We start from the raw sequence: 17,361 nt of genomic DNA, 5'->3' as shown, positions 1-17,361 counted from the left end.
GTCCAGGTCGCCCGCGCGGTCCGCCACGGCGCCTGCATCGACGAACAGGGTGCTTTCCCAGTCGGTCATGGCGCCCTTGTAGACGATGGGGCGCTGCCATTCCACGCTGCCCACGGCCAGGTAGCGGCCGCCGTAGAGCAGGCCGTTGTCGGTGCGTGCGCCGATGCTGCGGTAGCCATAGCCCCGCACGGTGGTGTCGCCGCCGGTCAGGAAGAGCTGCGTGACCGGCACCTGGGCGCCATCGCGCGCGAGCACGGCACCGGCTTCGGTGCGCACGGCGATGCGGGCGTTGCGGCCTTGGCCGGCATCGTCCTGCACGCGGCCGGCGGGGATGAAGGTCTGCCAGCGCACCAGGGTGCGCACGAAGGGGTCGCGCTCGGGGCGCAGCGTGGTGCCCAGGCCCAGTTCCACGGCCACGCCATGGCCGCGCGTGGGCGCGGTGGGGTTGTTGAAGTAGCGGCCCGTCCAGCCGTAGTTGATGCTGACCGCCGTGCCCGAGGACGGGGCGTTCAGGCCCTGGCTGTTGGCGTAGTCGTACTGCAGGAAATAGCTGCGGTCGATGGCCTTGGTGCTCTTGCTGCGGCCCGAGCGCAGGCGGCCGCTGTTGGTTTCGTAGTCGCCCGTGTGCTCGCGCTGCACCTGGCCGCCGGCAAACCAGCGCCAGCCGTTGGTGTCGGGCAGGGCCGTCCACTCGGTGCTGGCCAGCTTGGTCTCACGGTCCAGCGAGAGCTTGCTCACCGCGCGCCAGCCGATGCCGGGCAGCCGGTTGTGGATGTGCTCCAGCGACAGGCGTGCGCCGCTGTCGGTGGAGACGCCGGGGCCGAACACCAGCTTTTGCAGCGGCGCCTCGCGCACCTGGGCCACCACGGGCGCCGCCTGCGGGTCGGTGCCCTCGGTGTCGAGCGTGAGGAACACCGCGTTGTAGTAGCCGCTGCTGGCCAGGCGCAGCTGGGCGTCCAGCAGTTCGGCCTCGTCGTACACGGCGCCCGTGGGCAGGCGCGCCAGGCGGCGCGCGCCGTCTTCGTCGTAGCGCTCGCTGCCCTGCAGGCGCAGGGGGCCGAAGCGGTAGGCGGGGCCAGGGTCATAGGTCACGTTGAGCTGGGCTTCGTGCCGGTCCGCGTCGATCTCGGCGCGGCTGCTGGCGATGCGGGCGGTGGGGTGGCGGCGGGCCTGCAGCTGGCGCAGGCCCTCGGTCTTGGCTGCATCCCAGGCCGACTGCGTGAACGCCTGGCCGGGCGAGAGGGACCAGTTGCGCTGCACGCGCTGCTGCTGGCGTGTGCTGGCCTGGGCATCGTCGCTGTCGCCAGTGGGGCCGCCCGTGAAGGCGATGTGTGCGCTGGCAATGTGGGTCTGCGGTCCGGGCTGCACGGTGATCACCACGGTGCGCGGGGTGGCCTTGGAGCCGGGCGTTTCTGTCAGCTCCACCGTGATGGTGGGGGCAAAGTAGCCCAGGGTGCCCAGCAGCTCGCGCGCGTTGGCGTCGGCCGCACCGAGCAGGCGCTCCAGTTCATGGTCATGCAGGTCGGGCAGGCTGCGAAAGCGCTGCAGCTCCAGGTGCCGCTCCAGCAATTCGCGCACGGCCTGGGGCGCATGCACGGCCACGGCAAAGGCGGGCGAGGCGGATTCAGCGGTGATCGGAGCGGTGCCGTCCTGGCCCGTGTTGGCAGAGGGCAGCAGGCTGCAGCCCGGCAGCACCAGCGCGCCAAGAAGCAGCAACGCCGGCCGCAAGGCCGGCGTCATGACAGTGGCGGTGGGCAAGCACAGAAGGCGAAGAAGCACGTTGGGTGGTGGCGAGGCAGGAATCCCGCCACTATGCCCTGAAAAACTGCCAGCCCGTGTCAGACAGCGTCGCCCGCCGCCGGCCCTATTTGGACAGCAGGCGCATGGTCTCTTCCAGCCCTTTCAGCGACAGCGGGTGCATGCGGTTGCCCACCAGCTGCTGGATGATGCTGATGCTCTGGCGGTACTGCCACACGCCCTGGGGCTCGGGGTTGATCCACGCGTGTTTGGGGAAGGCGTGGGTCAGGCGCTGGATCCACTCGGCGCCCGCTTCCTCGTTGTTGTACTCCACGCTGCCGCCGGGCTGCAGGATCTCGTAGGGGCTCATGGTGGCGTCGCCAACGAAGATCAGTTTGTAGTCCTTGTTGTACTTGCGGATGATGTCCCAGGTGGGGAACTTCTCGGCAAAGCGGCGGCGGTTGTTCTTCCACATGAAGTCGTACACGCAGTTGTGGAAGTAGTAGAACTCCAGGTGCTTGAACTCGGTCTTCACGGCGCTGAAAAGTTCTTCCACGCGCTGGATGTGTTCGTCCATGGTGCCGCCCACGTCCATGAGCAGCAGCACCTTCACGTTGTTGTGCCGCTCGGGCACCATCTTGATATCGAGGTAGCCCGCATTGGCCGCCGTGCTGCGGATGGTGTCGGGCAGGTCGAGCTCCAGCTCATGCCCCTCGCGCGCAAACTTGCGCAGGCGGCGCAGCGCCACCTTGATGTTGCGCGTGCCCAGCTCCTGCTGGTCGTCGTAGTCCTTGTAGGCGCGCTGCTCCCACACCTTCACGGCGCTCTTGTTCTTGCCGGCGCCGCCGATGCGCACGCCCTGCGGGTTGTAGCCGCCGTGGCCAAACGGGCTGGTGCCGCCCGTACCGATCCACTTGCTGCCGCCCTCGTGGCGTTCCTTCTGTTCTTCGAGGCGCTTCTTGAGCGTCTCCATGAGTTCGTCCCAGCCCATCTTCTCGATGGCGGCTTTTTGCTCGGGGGTGAGCTCGTTTTCCAGGATCTTGCGCAGCCAGTCGGCCGGGATTTCCTTGGTGAAGTCGGCCACCATCTCCACGCCCTTGAAGTAGGCGCCGAAGGCCCGGTCGAACTTGTCGTAGTGCTTCTCGTCCTTGACCAGCGTGAGGCGCGAGAGGTTGTAGAAGTCGTCCAGGCTCCAGGCATCGTCCGAGCGCGGGCCCACCACGCCCGCCTGCAGGGCTTCGAGCAGCGTGAGGTACTCCTTCACGGACACCGGCAACTTGGCCGAACGCAGGGTGTAGAAAAAGTCGATGAGCATGTTTTTGGCCTCCAGCGCTTACTGGTCAAGCGCACGACGCTCTAAAAGATATAGCAACTGGGCGCGTGCCTCGGGCCACTCGCCCGCGCGCATGCTGTACATCACCGTGTCGCGGATGGTGCCGTCGCGGCGCAGCGCGTGGCCGCGGATCACGCCGTCCTTCTTCGCGCCCAGCCGCTCGATGGCGCGCTGCGAGGCGAAGTTGTAGTTGTCGGTGCGCCAGCCCACCACGTTGCAGCCCAGGGTGTCGAAGGCATGCTGCAACAGCAGCAGTTTGCAGGTGGTGTTGACATGGCTGCGCTGCACGCTTTGGCCGTACCAGGTGTAGCCGATCTCGACCCGGCGCACGGCAGGCAGGATGTCGTGAAAACTCGTGCAGCCCAGCACCTTGCCGGTGGCCTCATCGACCACGGCAAACGCAAACCGGTGGCCTTCTTCGCGGCCCTTCAGCGCGGTTTCGATGTAGGCGCGGGTGTCCTGGGGCTCGGGCACCGAGGTCACACGCAGCTGCCACAGCTGGCCGTCTGCGGCGGCCAGGCGCAGGTCTTCTTCGTGCGAGAGCGCCAGGGGCTCCAGGCGCACGCCACGGTCGCGCAGGGTGATGGGTTCTACAAAGGCCATGGGTTGTGCTCTCGGCGCTGCATCAGTCCTGGGAGGGCTTGTTGCGGCGGCTGGCCTGCCAGCGCTTGGCGGCATGCAGGCCCAGGCCTCCGCCCAGGCCCACCAGGGCGATGCCCAGCAGGGCCTTGTTGCCGTAGCCTGGGGCAAAGATGTCCAGGCCGAGCCATTGGCCCAGCCAGAAGCCGGCGACGGCGCCGCCGACAAAGCCGACGGCGTCGGCAATGCCGTCCGTGAGGGAAGGGGTGGGTGCACTCATGGTTCTGGGCCGTTCTGAATCAACGGTTCCTTTGGTTCATGAACACCAGCTTCTCGAACAGGCTCACATCCTGCTCGTTCTTGAGCAGCGCGCCCACCAGCGGGGGCACGGCCACCTTGTTGTCGGCGCTTTGCAGGGCCGTGAGCGGAATGTCTTCGGCCACCAAGAGCTTGAGCCAGTCGATCAGTTCACTGGTGGAAGGCTTCTTCTTGAGGCCGGGCAGGTTGCGCACGTCATAAAACGTCTTCATCGCCACGCCGAGCAGCTCGCTCTTGAGCGTGGGAAAGTGCACGTTGATGATCTGCCGCATGGTGTCGGCCTCGGGGAACTTGATGAAGTGGAAGAAGCAGCGGCGCAGGAAGGCGTCGGGCAGTTCCTTCTCGTTGTTCGAGGTGATGAACACCAACGGGCGGTGCTTGGCCTTGATGAGTTCGCGCGTTTCGTAGCAGTAGAACTCCATGCGGTCGATTTCGCGCAGCAGGTCGTTCGGGAATTCGATGTCCGCCTTGTCGATCTCGTCGATCAGCAGCGCCACAGGGCGGTCGGCCGTGAAGGCCTGCCACAGCACGCCCTGGATGATGTAGTTGCGGATGTTCTTCACGCGCTCGGCGCTGTCGCCATCATTGAGCTGGCTGTCGCGCAGGCGGCTCACTGCGTCATATTCATACAGGCCCTGTTGCGCCTTGGTGGTGGACTTGATGTGCCACTGCAGCAGGGGCATGTCCAGGGCCTGCGCCACTTCCTCGGCCAGCATCGTCTTGCCCGTGCCGGGCTCGCCCTTGATCAGCAGTGGCCGTTGCAGCGTGATGGCGGCGTTCACGGCGAGCATCAGGTCTTGGGTGGCGACGTAGTTCTGGGAACCTTGGAATTTCATGGGGGAAAACACCGGATCGTTGATGAATGGGCTTGACAGGGCGCTGGCTATAATCAACGGCTGATCAGAGCCCAGAGCTGAACTTCCACGAGATTGTGCGCGCAAAATGAACAAAACGTTGACCACGCTATTTGCCCTGGCTGTCGCTTCCGTGACCGCCTTGTCCCACGCCCAGGAAGCCAAAGGCGACGTGGAAGCCGGCAAGCAAAAGATTGCCATGTGCATCGGTTGCCACGGCATTGTTGGCTACCAGGCCAGCTTTCCTGAAATTCACAAGGTGCCCATGATCTCGGGCCAGAGCGGCAAGTACATTGCCGCAGCGTTGGTGGCCTACCAGAAGGGCGAGCGCAAGCACCCCACCATGCGCGGCATCGCAGAGTCCCTGAGCGAAAAAGACATCGCCGACGTGGCGGCCTACTACGAACAGCACGGCAAGACCGGCGCCGAGCTGGCTGCCAAGCCCGCCCGTGAGCCCAGCGTGCAGGTGGCCGAGCTGCTGAAGAAGGGCGCTTGCGTGTCCTGCCACGGCGACAACTTCGCCAAGCCCATCGACCCTTCGTACCCCAAGATCGCCGGCCAGCACTCCGACTACCTCTTCGTGGCCCTCAAGTCCTACAAGGCCGAGAAGAACACCAAGGTGGGCCGTGGCAACGCCATCATGGGTGGCGTGGCCAAGCAGTTCACCAACGCCGAGCTGAAGGCCCTGTCGACCTACGTGGGCAGCCTGGACGGCGACCTGCACACGGTGCCCCAGTCGCGCTTCCGCTGATCTGCGGCCGCAGGGGTTGCACCCCGCACCCGAGCCCGCCCCTGGCGGGCTTTTTTGCGTCTGGGCGCAGGCCATCACAAGGGCCCGAATGCGCCCTGCGCCTACAAGGGATGGGGGGCTGCGTTCTTACAATGTGCGTGGGTGTCGCAGCCGCAGGGGCTCGGCAGGTTCATGCGCTGGTCGGGCCGCCTCGCGGCTTGACTGCGACCCCCCATGCATGCTTCCCCCACCCTGATCCAGGCCTTGGGCGCCTTCCTGTTCGGACTGGCGATCCTGCACACCTTCTCCACCAAGTATTTCATTCGGCTGGCCCACACACGGCCCCGGCATGCGGGCTTCTTGCACCTGCTGGGCGAGGTCGAGGTGGTCTTCGGCTTCTGGGCCATGGTCCTCATGCTGTTCATGTTTGCCATCAGCGGCAAGCAGCAGGCCACGGCCTACCTGGACTCGCGCAACTTCACCGAGCCGCTGTTTGTGTTTGCCATCATGGTGATCGCCGCCACGCGGCCGATCCTGGAACTCTCGGGCGCCATGGTGCGGCTGCTGGCGCGCGGCCTGCCCGTGCAGCGCGGCGTGGCGATGTACTTTGTGGTGTTGGCGTTCGTGCCGCTGCTGGGCTCGTTCATCACCGAGCCTGCGGCGATGACGCTGGCCGCGCTGATGCTGCGGGACCTGCTGTTTTCGCACCCGCTGTCGAGCCGGCTCAAGTACGCGACCATCGGCGTGCTGTTCGTCAACATCTCCATCGGCGGCACGCTCACGCCCTTCGCCGCGCCGCCGGTGCTGATGGTGGCTGCCCAGTGGGGCTGGGACCTGGGGTTCATGGTGTCCCATTTTGGCTGGAAGGCGGCGGTGGCCGTGCTGGTCAATGCCGCAGTTGTCACGCTTGTCTTCCGCAACCAGGTGGGGCACATGGGCCGCAAGATCGCGGCGCCCGAGGTGCCCGTGCCTGCGTCGGTCATGGCCGTGCACCTGGTGTTTCTGGCACTGGTGGTGCTGTTTGCCCACCACCCGGCGGTGTTCCTGGGGGTCTTCCTGTTCTTCCTGGGGTTTGCGTCGGCCTACCGGCACCACCAGAACCCGCTGATCCTGCGCGAGGCGCTGCTGGTGGCGTTCTTCCTGGCGGGGTTGGTGGTGCTGGGCGGCTTGCAGCAGTGGTGGCTGCAGCCCATCCTGATGGCCATGGATGCGAATGCGGTGTTCTTTGGGGCGGCTGCGCTCACCGCCTTCACCGACAACGCGGCTTTGACCTATTTGGGCTCGCTGGTCGAGGGGCTGAGCCACGAATTTCAGGTGGCACTGGTGGCAGGGGCGGTCACAGGCGGTGGCCTGACGGTGATCGCCAACGCCCCGAACCCCGCTGGCGCGGCCATCCTCAAGGACCGGTTTGCGGGCGGTGTGGTCCACCCGCTGTACCTGCTGCTGGGCGCCTTGCCGCCCACGCTGGTGGCGGTGCTGGCGTTCCGGCTGCTGTGAGCCGGTCTGTGGGCCGATGGGGGTTCAGTCCCGCGTGGCGCGGCGCTGCACGCAGGCGATGTAGGCCTCACCGTCGGGCGGGCGGCCTGCGCGCTGGCTTTGCCACAGCATCTCGCCCAGGCAGTCCATGGCGGCGTGGTGGGCGTCGTGCAGCGAATCGAGGCGCGCCGTCAGCAGCTCCACCGCCTGGCGGATGCCGCGCGGCTGGTCGATGCTGCATTGCTCGCTGATCGACAGGTGCATCGACAGATGCAAAAACGGGTTGGTCTGGCCCGGGGTTTCGTCGTAGTTGCGCGCCACGGCGGCATCGGCATCCGACAGGTCGGCGTGGTACTCGGGGTGCTCGGCGATCCACAGGCTGGCCAGCGTCTCGATGGCCTCCATGGGAGCGCCGCTCTGGGTCTTGGCATGCACGCCGCACAGAAAACGGCGCACGTCGGCTTGGGAGGGGCTGAACATGATGGGGCGCAGCGTAGCACGCGCGGCGTGCCGGGATCTGGCGCAGGGGCATGCACCGAGAGCGCGCTGCCTGGCTCGCGTAGGGCCGGCTTCGCGTTATTGCGGACGGGGTGGTGTTGCACCTGCCTGGCAGTTCAAGGCTGCCCGGGTTTCAATTTGCCGGATGAGCGCCTTGGCCAGTGGCGACGGTGTGCGGTCCGCCAGGCGCACGATGGCGCAGGGGAGCTGGAAGGCGGCCTTTGGCACGTGGGGCAGCATGCGCTCCTTCAGGTCCACCAACCGGCCTTGCGCCACGTCCTGCACCAGCCAGTGGTTCCAGGTGAACAGCAGGTGGTCGCTGTGCAGGGCCATCTCGCGCAGCAGGTCTTTGTTGTCGCAGCCCATCGCCAGCGGCAGATCCTCCACCCGCTGGACGCCGCTGAGCCGGCGAAACTGCTCGTTGATCTCCTGCGCAAACTGAACGCAGGCCCAGGGATAGGGCAGCAGGTCACTGAACTGGAGCGGGTGCTGGCTGCCGGTGATGGGATGGTCGGCACGGCAAAACACGGAGGCCGCCTGGGCAGGCAAAGGGGTCACCTGAAAGCGGGGGTCGTCCGCCAGCGTGTCCGGGTAGGCCACGAAGAACTCGATGCGCTCGGCCTCCAGGTGCCCCTGCAACAGGGACCACTGCCCCACTTCGATCTGCAGCCGCAGGTGCGGGCTTTGCTGCCGCAGCGCGGGCAGCAGCCCTTGCAAGAAGCAGTCAATGCCCAGCAGGCTGGCGCCAAACCGCAGCTCGCCGCCCAGGGAGCCCGCCAGGAACAGCATTTCCCGGTTCAGCTCCTGGGCGCGCGCCAGCAGCTCGCGCCCGCTGCCCAGCAGTTGGCGGCAGGCCGCCGTGGGGCTGACCCGGCGTGTGCTGCGGTCGAACAGGCGCAACCCGTAGCGCTGCTCAATGGCCTGGATGCTGCGGCTGAAGGCGGTCTGCGAAAGGTTGGCCCGCAAGGCCGCGCGGGAGAAGTTCGTTTCCTCGGCCAGCAGCAGGATGTGGTGCAGGTCGCGCAATTCAATTTCTGCGTTCATTGCATAAATATTGCACCAACTATGCATTTCACACCATTAGTGTGACTCACTAGACTGCCTGAGCGGTGGCTGTCTTAGCCGGTGGCCATGGCGCATTCTCAAAAAAATCTCAAAAATAACTGGAGACAACCATGCGGAAAAAGCCCTTGATGGCGGCCCTGGCCTTGCTGGCCGGTGGCGGCTTGAACTTCGCCCTCGCAGACGCTTCACACACCGCCACCAGCAGCGCGCCCCCTTGCGCGCAGCTCACGGTCTACGTGGCGAAGAAGTTCTACACCATGAACCCCGGCCGGCCCGAAGGCAAGGCCGTGGCGGTGTGCAACGAGCGCATCGTCAGCGTGGCCAGTTCGCTGGACGACCTGAAGCCCTGGACCCGCCGGGTGCCCACCACGGTGGACCGCCGCTTTGAGGACAAGATCGTGTTTCCGGGTTTCATCGACCCGCACCAGCACCCTTTTCTGGGCTCCATCACCACCAGCCTGCCCATGATTGCCTCGCTGGACACGGTGCAGGCCTACGGGCCGGACATTCGCGGCGTCAAGGATGAGGCCGAAGCCTTTGCGCGCATCCGCCAGTACGAAGCCGCGCTCAAGGACCCCACGGCCCCGCTGCTCATCTGGGGCTGGGACGTGCCTGCCATGGGGCGCCACCTGACCCGCGCGGACCTGGACGCCATCTCCACCACCCGCCCGGTGCTGGTGTGGGATGCCTCGCAGCACCATGGCTACACCAACAGCTTTGTCATCGAGCAAAAGAAGATTCCCGCCGACATCAAATTGCCGGGCGTGGGGCGCGATGCCAATGGCCAGTTCAACGGCCAGTTCCTGGGCATCCCGGCGGCGTCCTATGTGATCCTGCCGCTCATCGCGCACAAGATGCAGCCTGCCGAGGCGATGCGCATGATGAAGTCGCAGATCGACATGAACCGCCGCAACGGCATCACCACATCGACCGAGCACTCGCTGGGTGTCTTCTCGGTGGATGCCGAGCCGGGCCTGCTCAACGCGGTGTACAACAACCCGCAGACGCCGCAGCGCCTGGTGGCCATCCCCGCGTTCCACAGCTACCTGGCCAAGTTCGGATCGCCCGAAAAGGCCATGGATGCCGTGCATGACCTGCAGAAAAAGAGCACCGACCGCCTGCTGTTCCGGGGCATCAAGTTCTTCACCGACGACAGCTTCAACGGCCTGACCTTCAAGCCCGGTGACCCCGGCTTTGCCGACGGCACGGAAGGCATCTGGGTGACGCCGCCCGAGAAGCTGGCGGGCCTGATCGAGCCGTGGTGGCGCGATGGGCAGCAGGTGTTCGTGCACTCCATCGGGGTGGAGGCGCAGGACGTGACCCTCGCGGCGCTGCGCAAGCTGTCGGCCCAGTACCCCCGGGCGGACCACCGTTTCACGTTCGAGCATTTCGGCATGGCGCGCTATGACCAGATCCGCGCCATGAAGGCGCTGGGCGCGTCGGCCAACGTGAATGTCTTCTACATCTGGCTGCGTGGCGAGATGTACCCCAAGCACATCGGCATGGACCGCGCCGAGGACCTGGCCCCCCTGGGCACGCTGGTGGGCGAGGGCGTTCCCACCACCGTCCACTCGGACTTCCCCATCGGCCAGCCCAAGCCCCTGATGGCGGTGACCCTGGCCATGACGCGGCTGGGGCAGTCCGGCACCCGCACCCTGGGTTCCCACCAGGCGGTGGGCTTGCAGACGGCCCTGCGCATGGTGACATCCGACGCGGCTTACGTGCTGGGCATCGATGACAAGGTGGGCACGCTGGAGCCCGGCAAGCTGGCCGACTTCACCGTGCTGGACAAGGACCCATACGCGGTCAAGCCCGCCGCCATCCGCGACATCCCCGTCTGGGGCACGGTAGTGGGCGGCAAGGTGTACCCCACGTCGGAAATCACCAAGCCCCAGTAAGCCCCGAGGGCTACGGTGTTTGGGCGGGGCGCTGCGCTCCCGCGCCGTCCCGTCATCCCGCGCGCGGCGCCCCCATCATGCGCGAGATGGTCCGCGCCGCGCCCAGCAGCGTGGGCAGCAGCGTCTCCTGCATCATGGCCGCGCTGGTGCGGTTGGCCTGGCCGCTGATGTTGAGCGCGGCCACGGTGCGGCCCGTGCGGTCGGTCAGCGGCGCGGCGATGGAGATCAGCCCTTCCTCCAGCTCCTGGTTCACCAGGCACCAGCCTTGCTGGCGTGCCGTGCGGATGCGCGCCAGCAGCGTGGGCAGGTCGGTGGCCGTGTGTTCGGTGAAGCGCGCGAGGGGCTGCGAGGCCAGGCGCGCTTCCAGCTCCGCATCGGGCAGGCCCGCCAGCAGCACGCGGCCCATCGACGTCCACGGCGCGGGCAGGCGCGAGCCCACGCCCAGGTTGGTGCGCATGATCTTGTGCGTGGGCACCCGCAGCACATAGACGATGTCCAGGCCGTCGAGCACGGCGGCCGACGAGGACTCGCGCACCTCTTCCACCAGGTCCTCCATCACCGGCTCGGCCAGGTTCCAGATGGGCAGCGACGAGAGGTAGGCAAAGCCCAGGTCCAGGATGCGCGGGCTCAGGCGAAAGAGCTTGCCGTCCGTTTCCACATACCCCAGCGTCTGCAGCGTGAGCAGGATGCGGCGCGCGCCTGCGCGGGTCAGGCCGGTCTGTGCCGCCACTTCGCTCAGTGTTTGCTGCGGCGTGCGCGCGCTGAACGAGCGGATCACCTCCAACCCGCGCGCGAACGACTGCACATAGCTGTCGCTGGGTTTGGGGTCTTTGGTCGGGAGCGTTTCGGGATTCATACGGAGGCCCTCTATAATTCTTTATGCGAACATTTGTTCTGTAGGCGAACAAATTCTAAACCGAAATCTGAGCACATCACGAAAGCGTTGCGATGATCAACAAATTGGCGGACTCGGTGGCCCAGGCCCTGCAAGGGGTGAAAGATGGTGCCACGGTGTTGATAGGCGGGTTCGGCACGGCCGGCATCCCCGGTGAACTGATTGACGGCCTCATCGCCCAGGGCGCGCGCGACCTCACGGTGGTCAACAACAACGCCGGCAATGCCGACCAGGGCCTGGCCGCGCTGCTCCAGGCCGGCCAAGTGCGCAAGATCATCTGCAGCTTTCCGCGCCAGGTCGACAGCTATGTGTTCGACGAGCTCTACCGCAGCGGCAAGCTCGAACTCGAACTCGTGCCCCAAGGCAACCTGGCCGAGCGCCTGCGTGCGGCCGGCGCGGGCATTGGCGCCTTCTTCTGCCCCACGGCCCATGGCACGGAGCTGGCCGCCGGCAAGGAAACGCGCGAGATCAATGGCAAGCACTACGTGCTCGAATACCCCATCCACGGCGACGTGGCGCTCATCAAGGCCGAAAAGGGCGACCGCTGGGGCAACCTCACCTACCGCATGTCGGCGCGCAACTTTGGCCCCGTGATGGCCACCGCTGCCAAGACCACCATTGCCACCGTGCACGAGGTGGTCGAGCTGGGCACGCTGGACCCCGAATCCATCGTCACCCCCGGCATCTACGTGAGCCACGTGGTCAAGATCGGGCGCACGGCCACGCAGGCGGGCGGTTTCAAAAAATCGGCATGAAATTGCCCTGTCCCGCACAAGGAACAAGCGTGAGCAGCTATCAAAAGCGTAGTAAAGAAGAACTGGCCAAGCGCGTGGCACAAGACATCCACGACGGCGCCTACGTCAACCTGGGCATCGGCCAGCCCACCCTGGTGGCCAACCACATCCCGGCAGGGCGCGAAGTCATCCTGCAAAGCGAAAACGGCATCCTGGGCATGGGCCCCGCGCCCGCTGCGGGGCTGGAGGACTACGACCTCATCAACGCCGGCAAGCAGCCCGTGACGTTGCTGCCCGGTGGCGCGTACTTCCACCACGCCGACAGCTTCGCGATGATGCGCGGCGGCCACCTCGACATCTGCGTGCTGGGCGCGTTCCAGGTCAGCGCCACGGGCGACCTGGCCAACTGGAGCACCGGCGAGCCCGGCGCCATCCCCGCCGTGGGCGGCGCGATGGACCTGGCCATCGGCGCCAAGCAGACCTGGGTGATGATGGACCTGCTGACCAAGCAGGGCGCCAGCAAGGTCGTGACGCAGTGCACCTACCCGCTGACCGGTGTCGCCTGCGTGAAGCGCATCTACACCGATCTGTGCACACTGGCCTGCACGCCCACCGGGCTGCAGCTCATCGACACCGTGCCCGGCCTGACGCTGGCCGAGCTGGAGCAACTGGTGGGCCTGCCCATCCGCCCCGCCGCCTGAATCCACCCCCAAGAAACGAGGAGACAAAACCATGAGCCCACAACGCCAAGCCTTCATCTGCGACGCCATCCGCACCCCCTTCGGCCGCTACGGCGGCGCCCTCTCCAGCGTGCGCACCGACGACCTGGGCGCCATTCCCATCAAGGCGCTGATGGAGCGCAACCCCGGCGTGGACTGGGCCGCGGTGACCGACGTGCTCTACGGCTGCGCCAACCAGGCCGGCGAAGACAACCGCAACGTGGCCCACATGAGCAGCCTGCTGGCGGGCCTGCCCATCGACGTGCCCGGCGCCACCATCAACCGCCTGTGCGGCTCGGGGCTCGACGCCGTGGGCACGGCTGCGCGCGCCATCAAGTCCGGCGAGGCGGGGCTGATGATTGCCGGTGGTGTGGAGAGCATGAGCCGCGCGCCCTTCGTCATGCCCAAGGCAGAGTCGGCCTTCAGCCGCAACAACGCGGTGTACGACACGACCATCGGCTGGCGCTTCATCAACAAGCTGATGAAGGAAAAGTACGGTGTGGACTCCATGCCCGAAACCGCCGAGAACGTGGCGACGGACTTCAAGATCGAGCGAGAAGCCCAGGACCAGATGGCGCTGCGCAGCCAGCTCAACGCCGTGGCCGCCATCAAGGCCGGCCACCTGGCGCGCGAGATCGTGCCGGTGCACATCCCGCAGAAGAAGGGCGACGCCATCGTCGTCAGCCAGGACGAGCACCCGCGCGAGACCAGCATCGAAGCGCTGGCCAAGCTCAAGGGTGTGGTGCGGCCCGATGGCACGGTGACGGCAGGCAACGCCAGCGGCGTGAATGACGGCGCCTGCGCGCTGCTGCTGGCCGATGAAGCCAACGCCGCCAAATATGGCCTCAAGCCCCGCGCCCGTGTGGTGGGCATGGCCGTAGCCGGTGTGGCGCCGCGCATCATGGGCTTTGGCCCCACGCCTGCCACCCTGAAGGTGCTGGCGCAGACGGGCCTGACCATCGACCACATGGACGTGATCGAACTGAACGAAGCCTTTGCCGCGCAAGGCCTGGCCGTGCTGCGTGCGCTGGGCATCAAGGACGACGACGCCCGCGTGAACGCCTGGGGTGGCGCCATCGCGCTGGGCCACCCGCTGGGCGCCAGCGGCGCGCGCCTGGTCACCACCGCCGTCAACCGCCTGCACGAACACGCTGGCCAGTACGCGCTGTGCACCATGTGCATTGGCGTGGGGCAGGGCATTGCCATCATCCTGGAGCGCGTGTGACCGTGATCGAGCGCAACTCCACCCCGGTCACTGTCATTACGGGCGCCAGCAACGGCATTGGCCGCGCGATTGTCGAAGCCGTGCTGGCCCAGGGCCACGCCGTGGTCAACCTGGACTACGTGCTGCCCACCTGGAGCCACCCGCTGCTCACGTCCTACCAGGGCGATCTGACCGACGAGGCATCGACCCGCGAACGCGCGGCCGAGATCGCTGAAAAGCACAACGTGACCGCGCTGGTGAACAACGCCGGCGCCACACGCCCCGGCACCATCGACACCGCCACCACTGCGCAGCTGGATGACGTGGTGGGCCTGCACCTGCGCGCGCCCATGCTGTTGGTGCAGGCGTTTTTGCCCACGCTGCGCGCCAGCGGCCAGGGCCGCATCGTCAACATGTCCTCGCGCGCCGCACTGGGCAAGGGCGAGCGCATCGTCTACTCAGCCACCAAGGCTGGAATGATCGGCATGACGCGCACGCTGGCCATGGAGCTGGGGCGGGACGGCATCACCGTCAACGCCATCGGCCCCGGGCCGATCGCCACCGAGCTTTTCCGTCAAAGCAACCCCGACGGTGCGCCGCAAACGCAGCGCATCCTGAACAGCATTGCCGTGGGCCGCATGGGCACGCCTGACGACGTGGCGCGCGCGGCGCTGTTTTTCCTCTCGCCCGACAACGGTTTTGTGACCGGGCAGGTGTTGTACGTGTGCGGCGGCACCACGCTGGGCGTGGCGCCTGTCTAGCCATCTGAACGGATCTTCCCTGCAGTCCTGAAAAGGGCGCAACCCCTGTTCTCGCCCGGAGGCCTTGGCGCCCGGTTGAGGCCACGGCGCGGCCGGATGCCGCGCTCGTGAGACCCATTTCATCCACCTTCTTGAAGGAGACAAACCATGACCCGTTCCATCCACACCACCCGCCGCTTCGCGCTATCGGCCGCTGCCTGCGCAGCCATCGCCGGTGCAGGCCTACTGGGCAGCAGCGCTGCGCTGGCCCAGGCCTATCCCAGCAAGCCCGTCACCATCGTCGTGCCCTTCGCCGCCGGCGGCACCACCGACATCCTCGCGCGCATCATCGGCCAGGCGCTGACCGCGGAACTCGGCCAGTCCGTCATCGTGGACAACCGCGCAGGTGCCGGCGGCAACATTGGCGGCATCATGGCGGCCAAGGCTCCGGCCGACGGCTACACGCTCTTCATGGGCACGGTGGGCACGCACGCCATCAACGCTGCGTTGTACAAAAAGATGCCCTTCGATCCGATCAAGGACTTCGCGCCGCTCACGCGCGTGGCCAACGTGCCCAACCTGCTGGTGGCCAACCCCGCCCAGCCCTACAAGAGCGTGAAGGAGCTGATCGCCTACGCCAAGGCCAACCCCGGCAAGGTCAACTTCGGCTCGTCGGGCAACGGCAGCTCCATCCACTTGTCGGGCGAGCTGTTCAAGAGCCTGGCCAAGGTGGACATGGTGCATGTGCCCTACAAGGGCAGTGCACCCGCCGTCACCGACCTGCTGGGCAACCAGATCGGCATCATGTTCGACAACATGCCCTCGGCCATCCAGCATGTGCGCAGCGGCAAGCTGGTGCCCATTGCCGTGACCACGGCCAAGCGCTCGCCCGAGCTGCCCAACGTGCCCACCATCGCCGAAGCCGGTGTGCCGGGCTACGAGGCCACCTCGTGGTTCGGCATGTTCGCGCCTACCGGCACGCCAGCGCCGGTGCTGGCCCGACTCAACACCGCGTTGGTCAAGGTGCTGAACCAGGCCGAGGTGAAGAAGAAGATCAACGAGCAGGGCGCCGAGACGACCAGCGAAACGCCCGAGCAGTTTGCCGCCTTCATCCAGGCCGAATCCATCAAGTGGGGCAAGGTCGTCAAGGAATCGGGCGCCAGCCTGGACTGAGGCCTGCGGTTCAGCGGATGGCGGCGCGGGGCTTGAGCATCCACCAGCTCAGCAGCCCCAGCGCCAGCCCCCAGCAGGCCGAGCCCAGGCCCAGCAGGCTCACGTTGGAGGCAGTGACCACAAAGGTGACGAGCGCGGCTTCGCGCTCGCTGGGCTCCGCCAGGGCGCCGATCAGCCCGTTCTGGATCGCGCCCAGCAGCGCCAGTCCGGCCACGGTGCTCACCAGCGCGGCGGGCAGCTGTGCAAAGGCGAAGGTGATGGCGCCCGCGAAGCTGCCCAGCAGCAGATAGAACAGGCCGCAGGCCACGCCGGCCACCCAGCGCTTTTCGGGCAGCGGGTGGGCCTCTTCGCCAGTGCAGATGGCGGCCGTGATGGCCGCGAGGTTGATGCCATGCGCACCGAACGGCGCCAGCAGCAGGCTGGCCAGCCCCGTGCCCGCGATGAGCTGGTTGTTGTGGGCGGTGTAGCCTGAGGCGCGCAGCACGGCCACGCCGGGCACCTGCTGGCCGGTGAGGCACAGCAGCGCCAGGGGCACGGCGGTGCTCAGCAGAGCGGGCCACGACAATTCGGGCGTGGTCCACACCGGCAACGCCAGCCCCCAGGCCGAGGGCGATGCGCCCAGCGCGCTGGCGGCGGGTGGTGTTGCCACCTGCCCCCAGCCCAGCCATTGCCACAGGGCCACCCCCAGCAGCAAGGTGAGGGCAATGGCATAGCGCGCCGAGCGCTGCTTGAAGAGCAGGTAGCCCGCAAACATGGCGCCCACCAGCCAGGGCGCGCCCTCCACCGTGCTGCGGGCGGCACCAAAGGCGTCCACGCCAAAACGGAGCAGGATGCCCGCCAGCATGGCGGCGCACAGGCTGCGCGGGATGCGCGCCATCAGGCGGTCGAAGACACCGGTCCACCCGATCAACAGCAATGCCGCCGCAGCCACCAAATAGGCGCCAATCACCTGGCTGTAGGGCAGTGCCACCAGCGCGCTGGCCAGCAGCGCTGCGCCGGGGGTGTTCCAGGCGCAGACCACGGGCACGCGCTGGCGCCAGCTCATCCATACGCCACACACGCCAGCGCCGATGGAAATGGCCCACACCCACGAGGTGAGCTGCGCCGCCGACAGATGCCCGGCCTGCGCGGCCTGCAGCACCAGCAGCAGGGGGCCGGCGTACGAGATCAGCACGGCCACCAGCCCCGCCACCACGGCGGGGAACAGGTCATGGGCCGTGGCCATCCCGTGGGTGCGGGGCTGCCGTGGTGCAGCGGCGGAGGTGTCGGGCGCTGGGCCGGCGGCGGAGTGGGCCGGGGCAGGCACTGGCACAGGATGGGGGCGGGGGTGGGAGTGCATCGTCATGCTGCCATGGTGCCCGCCGACCGGGTTCCGGGCGGGCACAGTCCGCCCTGGGTTTATGCTGTA

General features: G+C 66.9%; 17 protein-coding genes. 8 read left to right on the top strand and 9 right to left on the bottom strand.

The features are described from left to right. The 5 genes from DBV10_RS22005 to DBV10_RS21985 form a co-directional block, all read right to left on the bottom strand. Positions 1 to 1,740: autotransporter assembly complex family protein (locus tag DBV10_RS22005; RefSeq protein ID WP_124515687.1), on the bottom strand; the 1,740-nt coding region annotated here is incomplete at its 3' end. Between the two features lie 124 nt (positions 1,741 to 1,864). Continuing rightward, positions 1,865 to 3,052 (bottom strand): VWA domain-containing protein, encoded by a 1,188-nt coding sequence (locus tag DBV10_RS22000; RefSeq protein ID WP_124515686.1) that lies wholly within the window; start codon positions 3,050 to 3,052, stop codon positions 1,865 to 1,867. A gap of 18 nt (positions 3,053 to 3,070) precedes the next feature. Continuing rightward, positions 3,071 to 3,673 carry a GNAT family N-acetyltransferase gene (locus DBV10_RS21995; RefSeq protein WP_124515685.1) on the bottom strand — a complete coding sequence of 201 codons (603 nt, stop codon included), beginning with the start codon at positions 3,671 to 3,673 and terminating at the stop codon, positions 3,071 to 3,073. Positions 3,674 to 3,695: 22 nt separating this feature from the next. Further along, the gene (locus tag DBV10_RS21990; RefSeq protein WP_124515684.1) at positions 3,696 to 3,929 is read right to left on the bottom strand and encodes a hypothetical protein; all 234 of its coding nucleotides are present in this window, start codon (positions 3,927 to 3,929) and stop codon (positions 3,696 to 3,698) included. 19 nt (positions 3,930 to 3,948) lie between these two features. Further along, the gene (locus tag DBV10_RS21985) at positions 3,949 to 4,803 is read right to left on the bottom strand and encodes a MoxR family ATPase (RefSeq protein WP_124515683.1); all 855 of its coding nucleotides are present in this window, start codon (positions 4,801 to 4,803) and stop codon (positions 3,949 to 3,951) included. A 106-nt stretch (positions 4,804 to 4,909) separates the two neighbouring features. On the opposite strand from DBV10_RS21985, the gene DBV10_RS21980 reads away from it, so the two are divergent. Both DBV10_RS21980 and DBV10_RS21975 read left to right on the top strand, forming a co-directional pair. After that, positions 4,910 to 5,572 (top strand): cytochrome c, encoded by a 663-nt coding sequence (locus DBV10_RS21980; protein WP_124515682.1) that lies wholly within the window; start codon positions 4,910 to 4,912, stop codon positions 5,570 to 5,572. Positions 5,573 to 5,785: 213 nt separating this feature from the next. Further along, entirely contained in the window at positions 5,786 to 7,048 is a 1,263-nt protein-coding gene (locus DBV10_RS21975; protein WP_124515681.1) for a putative Na+/H+ antiporter, read from the top strand. 24 nt (positions 7,049 to 7,072) lie between these two features. Here DBV10_RS21975 and DBV10_RS21970 read toward each other — a convergent pair whose 3' ends face one another. Together DBV10_RS21970 and DBV10_RS21965 are read right to left on the bottom strand one after the other, a co-directional pair. Continuing rightward, complete coding sequence (locus tag DBV10_RS21970; RefSeq protein WP_124515680.1) at positions 7,073 to 7,507, bottom strand: DUF1841 family protein; 435 nt, start codon at positions 7,505 to 7,507, stop codon at positions 7,073 to 7,075. 96 nt (positions 7,508 to 7,603) lie between these two features. Beyond that, complete coding sequence (locus DBV10_RS21965) at positions 7,604 to 8,569, bottom strand: LysR family transcriptional regulator (RefSeq protein ID WP_158616842.1); 966 nt, start codon at positions 8,567 to 8,569, stop codon at positions 7,604 to 7,606. 131 nt (positions 8,570 to 8,700) lie between these two features. Between DBV10_RS21965 and DBV10_RS21960 the strand changes: the two genes are divergently transcribed. Next, complete coding sequence (locus DBV10_RS21960) at positions 8,701 to 10,488, top strand: amidohydrolase (RefSeq protein WP_124515678.1); 1,788 nt, start codon at positions 8,701 to 8,703, stop codon at positions 10,486 to 10,488. Positions 10,489 to 10,540: 52 nt separating this feature from the next. Here the strand turns inward: DBV10_RS21960 and DBV10_RS21955 are convergent, their stop codons facing one another. Continuing rightward, the gene (locus DBV10_RS21955) at positions 10,541 to 11,344 is read right to left on the bottom strand and encodes an IclR family transcriptional regulator C-terminal domain-containing protein (protein WP_124515677.1); all 804 of its coding nucleotides are present in this window, start codon (positions 11,342 to 11,344) and stop codon (positions 10,541 to 10,543) included. Positions 11,345 to 11,436: 92 nt separating this feature from the next. On the opposite strand from DBV10_RS21955, the gene DBV10_RS21950 reads away from it, so the two are divergent. From DBV10_RS21950 to DBV10_RS21930, 5 genes are all read left to right on the top strand, one after another. Continuing rightward, positions 11,437 to 12,138, top strand: a complete 702-nt coding sequence (locus DBV10_RS21950; protein ID WP_124515676.1) for a 3-oxoacid CoA-transferase subunit A — start codon at positions 11,437 to 11,439, stop codon at positions 12,136 to 12,138. Positions 12,139 to 12,167: 29 nt separating this feature from the next. Next, positions 12,168 to 12,818 (top strand): 3-oxoacid CoA-transferase subunit B, encoded by a 651-nt coding sequence (locus DBV10_RS21945; protein WP_124515675.1) that lies wholly within the window; start codon positions 12,168 to 12,170, stop codon positions 12,816 to 12,818. A gap of 31 nt (positions 12,819 to 12,849) precedes the next feature. Next, entirely contained in the window at positions 12,850 to 14,061 is a 1,212-nt protein-coding gene (gene pcaF, locus DBV10_RS21940) for a 3-oxoadipyl-CoA thiolase (protein WP_124515674.1), read from the top strand. After that, positions 14,058 to 14,801: an SDR family NAD(P)-dependent oxidoreductase gene (locus DBV10_RS21935; RefSeq protein WP_124515673.1), complete on the top strand. Its 744-nt coding sequence runs from the start codon at positions 14,058 to 14,060 to the stop codon at positions 14,799 to 14,801. Before pcaF ends, DBV10_RS21935 begins: the two co-directional genes overlap by 4 nt. A gap of 147 nt (positions 14,802 to 14,948) precedes the next feature. After that, on the top strand, positions 14,949 to 15,953 hold the full coding sequence (locus DBV10_RS21930; RefSeq protein WP_124515672.1) for a tripartite tricarboxylate transporter substrate binding protein: 1,005 nt from the start codon (positions 14,949 to 14,951) through the stop codon (positions 15,951 to 15,953). Positions 15,954 to 15,963: 10 nt separating this feature from the next. Here DBV10_RS21930 and DBV10_RS21925 read toward each other — a convergent pair whose 3' ends face one another. After that, positions 15,964 to 17,298, bottom strand: coding sequence for a benzoate/H(+) symporter BenE family transporter (locus DBV10_RS21925; protein ID WP_124515671.1), 1,335 nt, complete (start codon positions 17,296 to 17,298; stop codon positions 15,964 to 15,966). Positions 17,299 to 17,361: the final 63 nt, after the last annotated feature.

The organism is Acidovorax sp. FJL06, from assembly GCF_003852545.1.
Taxonomy (GTDB): domain Bacteria; phylum Pseudomonadota; class Gammaproteobacteria; order Burkholderiales; family Burkholderiaceae_C; genus Acidovorax.
Note: the sequence above shows the minus strand (reverse complement) of the source record. Positions and strands in the feature narration are given on the sequence as shown.

Excerpts from the sequence above, each read along its gene's own strand:
- DBV10_RS21960 (WP_124515678.1), top strand. The coding sequence starts at position 8,701 with ATGCGGAAAAAGCCCTTGATGGCGGCCCTGGCCTTGCTGGCCGGTGGC.
- DBV10_RS21980 (WP_124515682.1), top strand. The coding sequence starts at position 4,910 with ATGAACAAAACGTTGACCACGCTATTTGCCCTGGCTGTCGCTTCCGTG.
- DBV10_RS21995 (WP_124515685.1), bottom strand. The coding sequence starts at position 3,673 with ATGGCCTTTGTAGAACCCATCACCCTGCGCGACCGTGGCGTGCGCCTG.
- DBV10_RS21950 (WP_124515676.1), top strand. The coding sequence starts at position 11,437 with ATGATCAACAAATTGGCGGACTCGGTGGCCCAGGCCCTGCAAGGGGTG.
- DBV10_RS21930 (WP_124515672.1), top strand. The coding sequence starts at position 14,949 with ATGACCCGTTCCATCCACACCACCCGCCGCTTCGCGCTATCGGCCGCT.
- DBV10_RS21955 (WP_124515677.1), bottom strand. The coding sequence starts at position 11,344 with ATGAATCCCGAAACGCTCCCGACCAAAGACCCCAAACCCAGCGACAGC.
- DBV10_RS22000 (WP_124515686.1), bottom strand. The coding sequence starts at position 3,052 with ATGCTCATCGACTTTTTCTACACCCTGCGTTCGGCCAAGTTGCCGGTG.
- DBV10_RS21970 (WP_124515680.1), bottom strand. The coding sequence starts at position 7,507 with ATGTTCAGCCCCTCCCAAGCCGACGTGCGCCGTTTTCTGTGCGGCGTG.
- DBV10_RS21965 (WP_158616842.1), bottom strand. The coding sequence starts at position 8,569 with ATGAACGCAGAAATTGAATTGCGCGACCTGCACCACATCCTGCTGCTG.
- DBV10_RS21985 (WP_124515683.1), bottom strand. The coding sequence starts at position 4,803 with ATGAAATTCCAAGGTTCCCAGAACTACGTCGCCACCCAAGACCTGATG.
- DBV10_RS21990 (WP_124515684.1), bottom strand. The coding sequence starts at position 3,929 with ATGAGTGCACCCACCCCTTCCCTCACGGACGGCATTGCCGACGCCGTC.
- DBV10_RS21975 (WP_124515681.1), top strand. The coding sequence starts at position 5,786 with ATGCATGCTTCCCCCACCCTGATCCAGGCCTTGGGCGCCTTCCTGTTC.
- DBV10_RS21925 (WP_124515671.1), bottom strand. The coding sequence starts at position 17,298 with ATGACGATGCACTCCCACCCCCGCCCCCATCCTGTGCCAGTGCCTGCC.
- pcaF (WP_124515674.1), top strand. The coding sequence starts at position 12,850 with ATGAGCCCACAACGCCAAGCCTTCATCTGCGACGCCATCCGCACCCCC.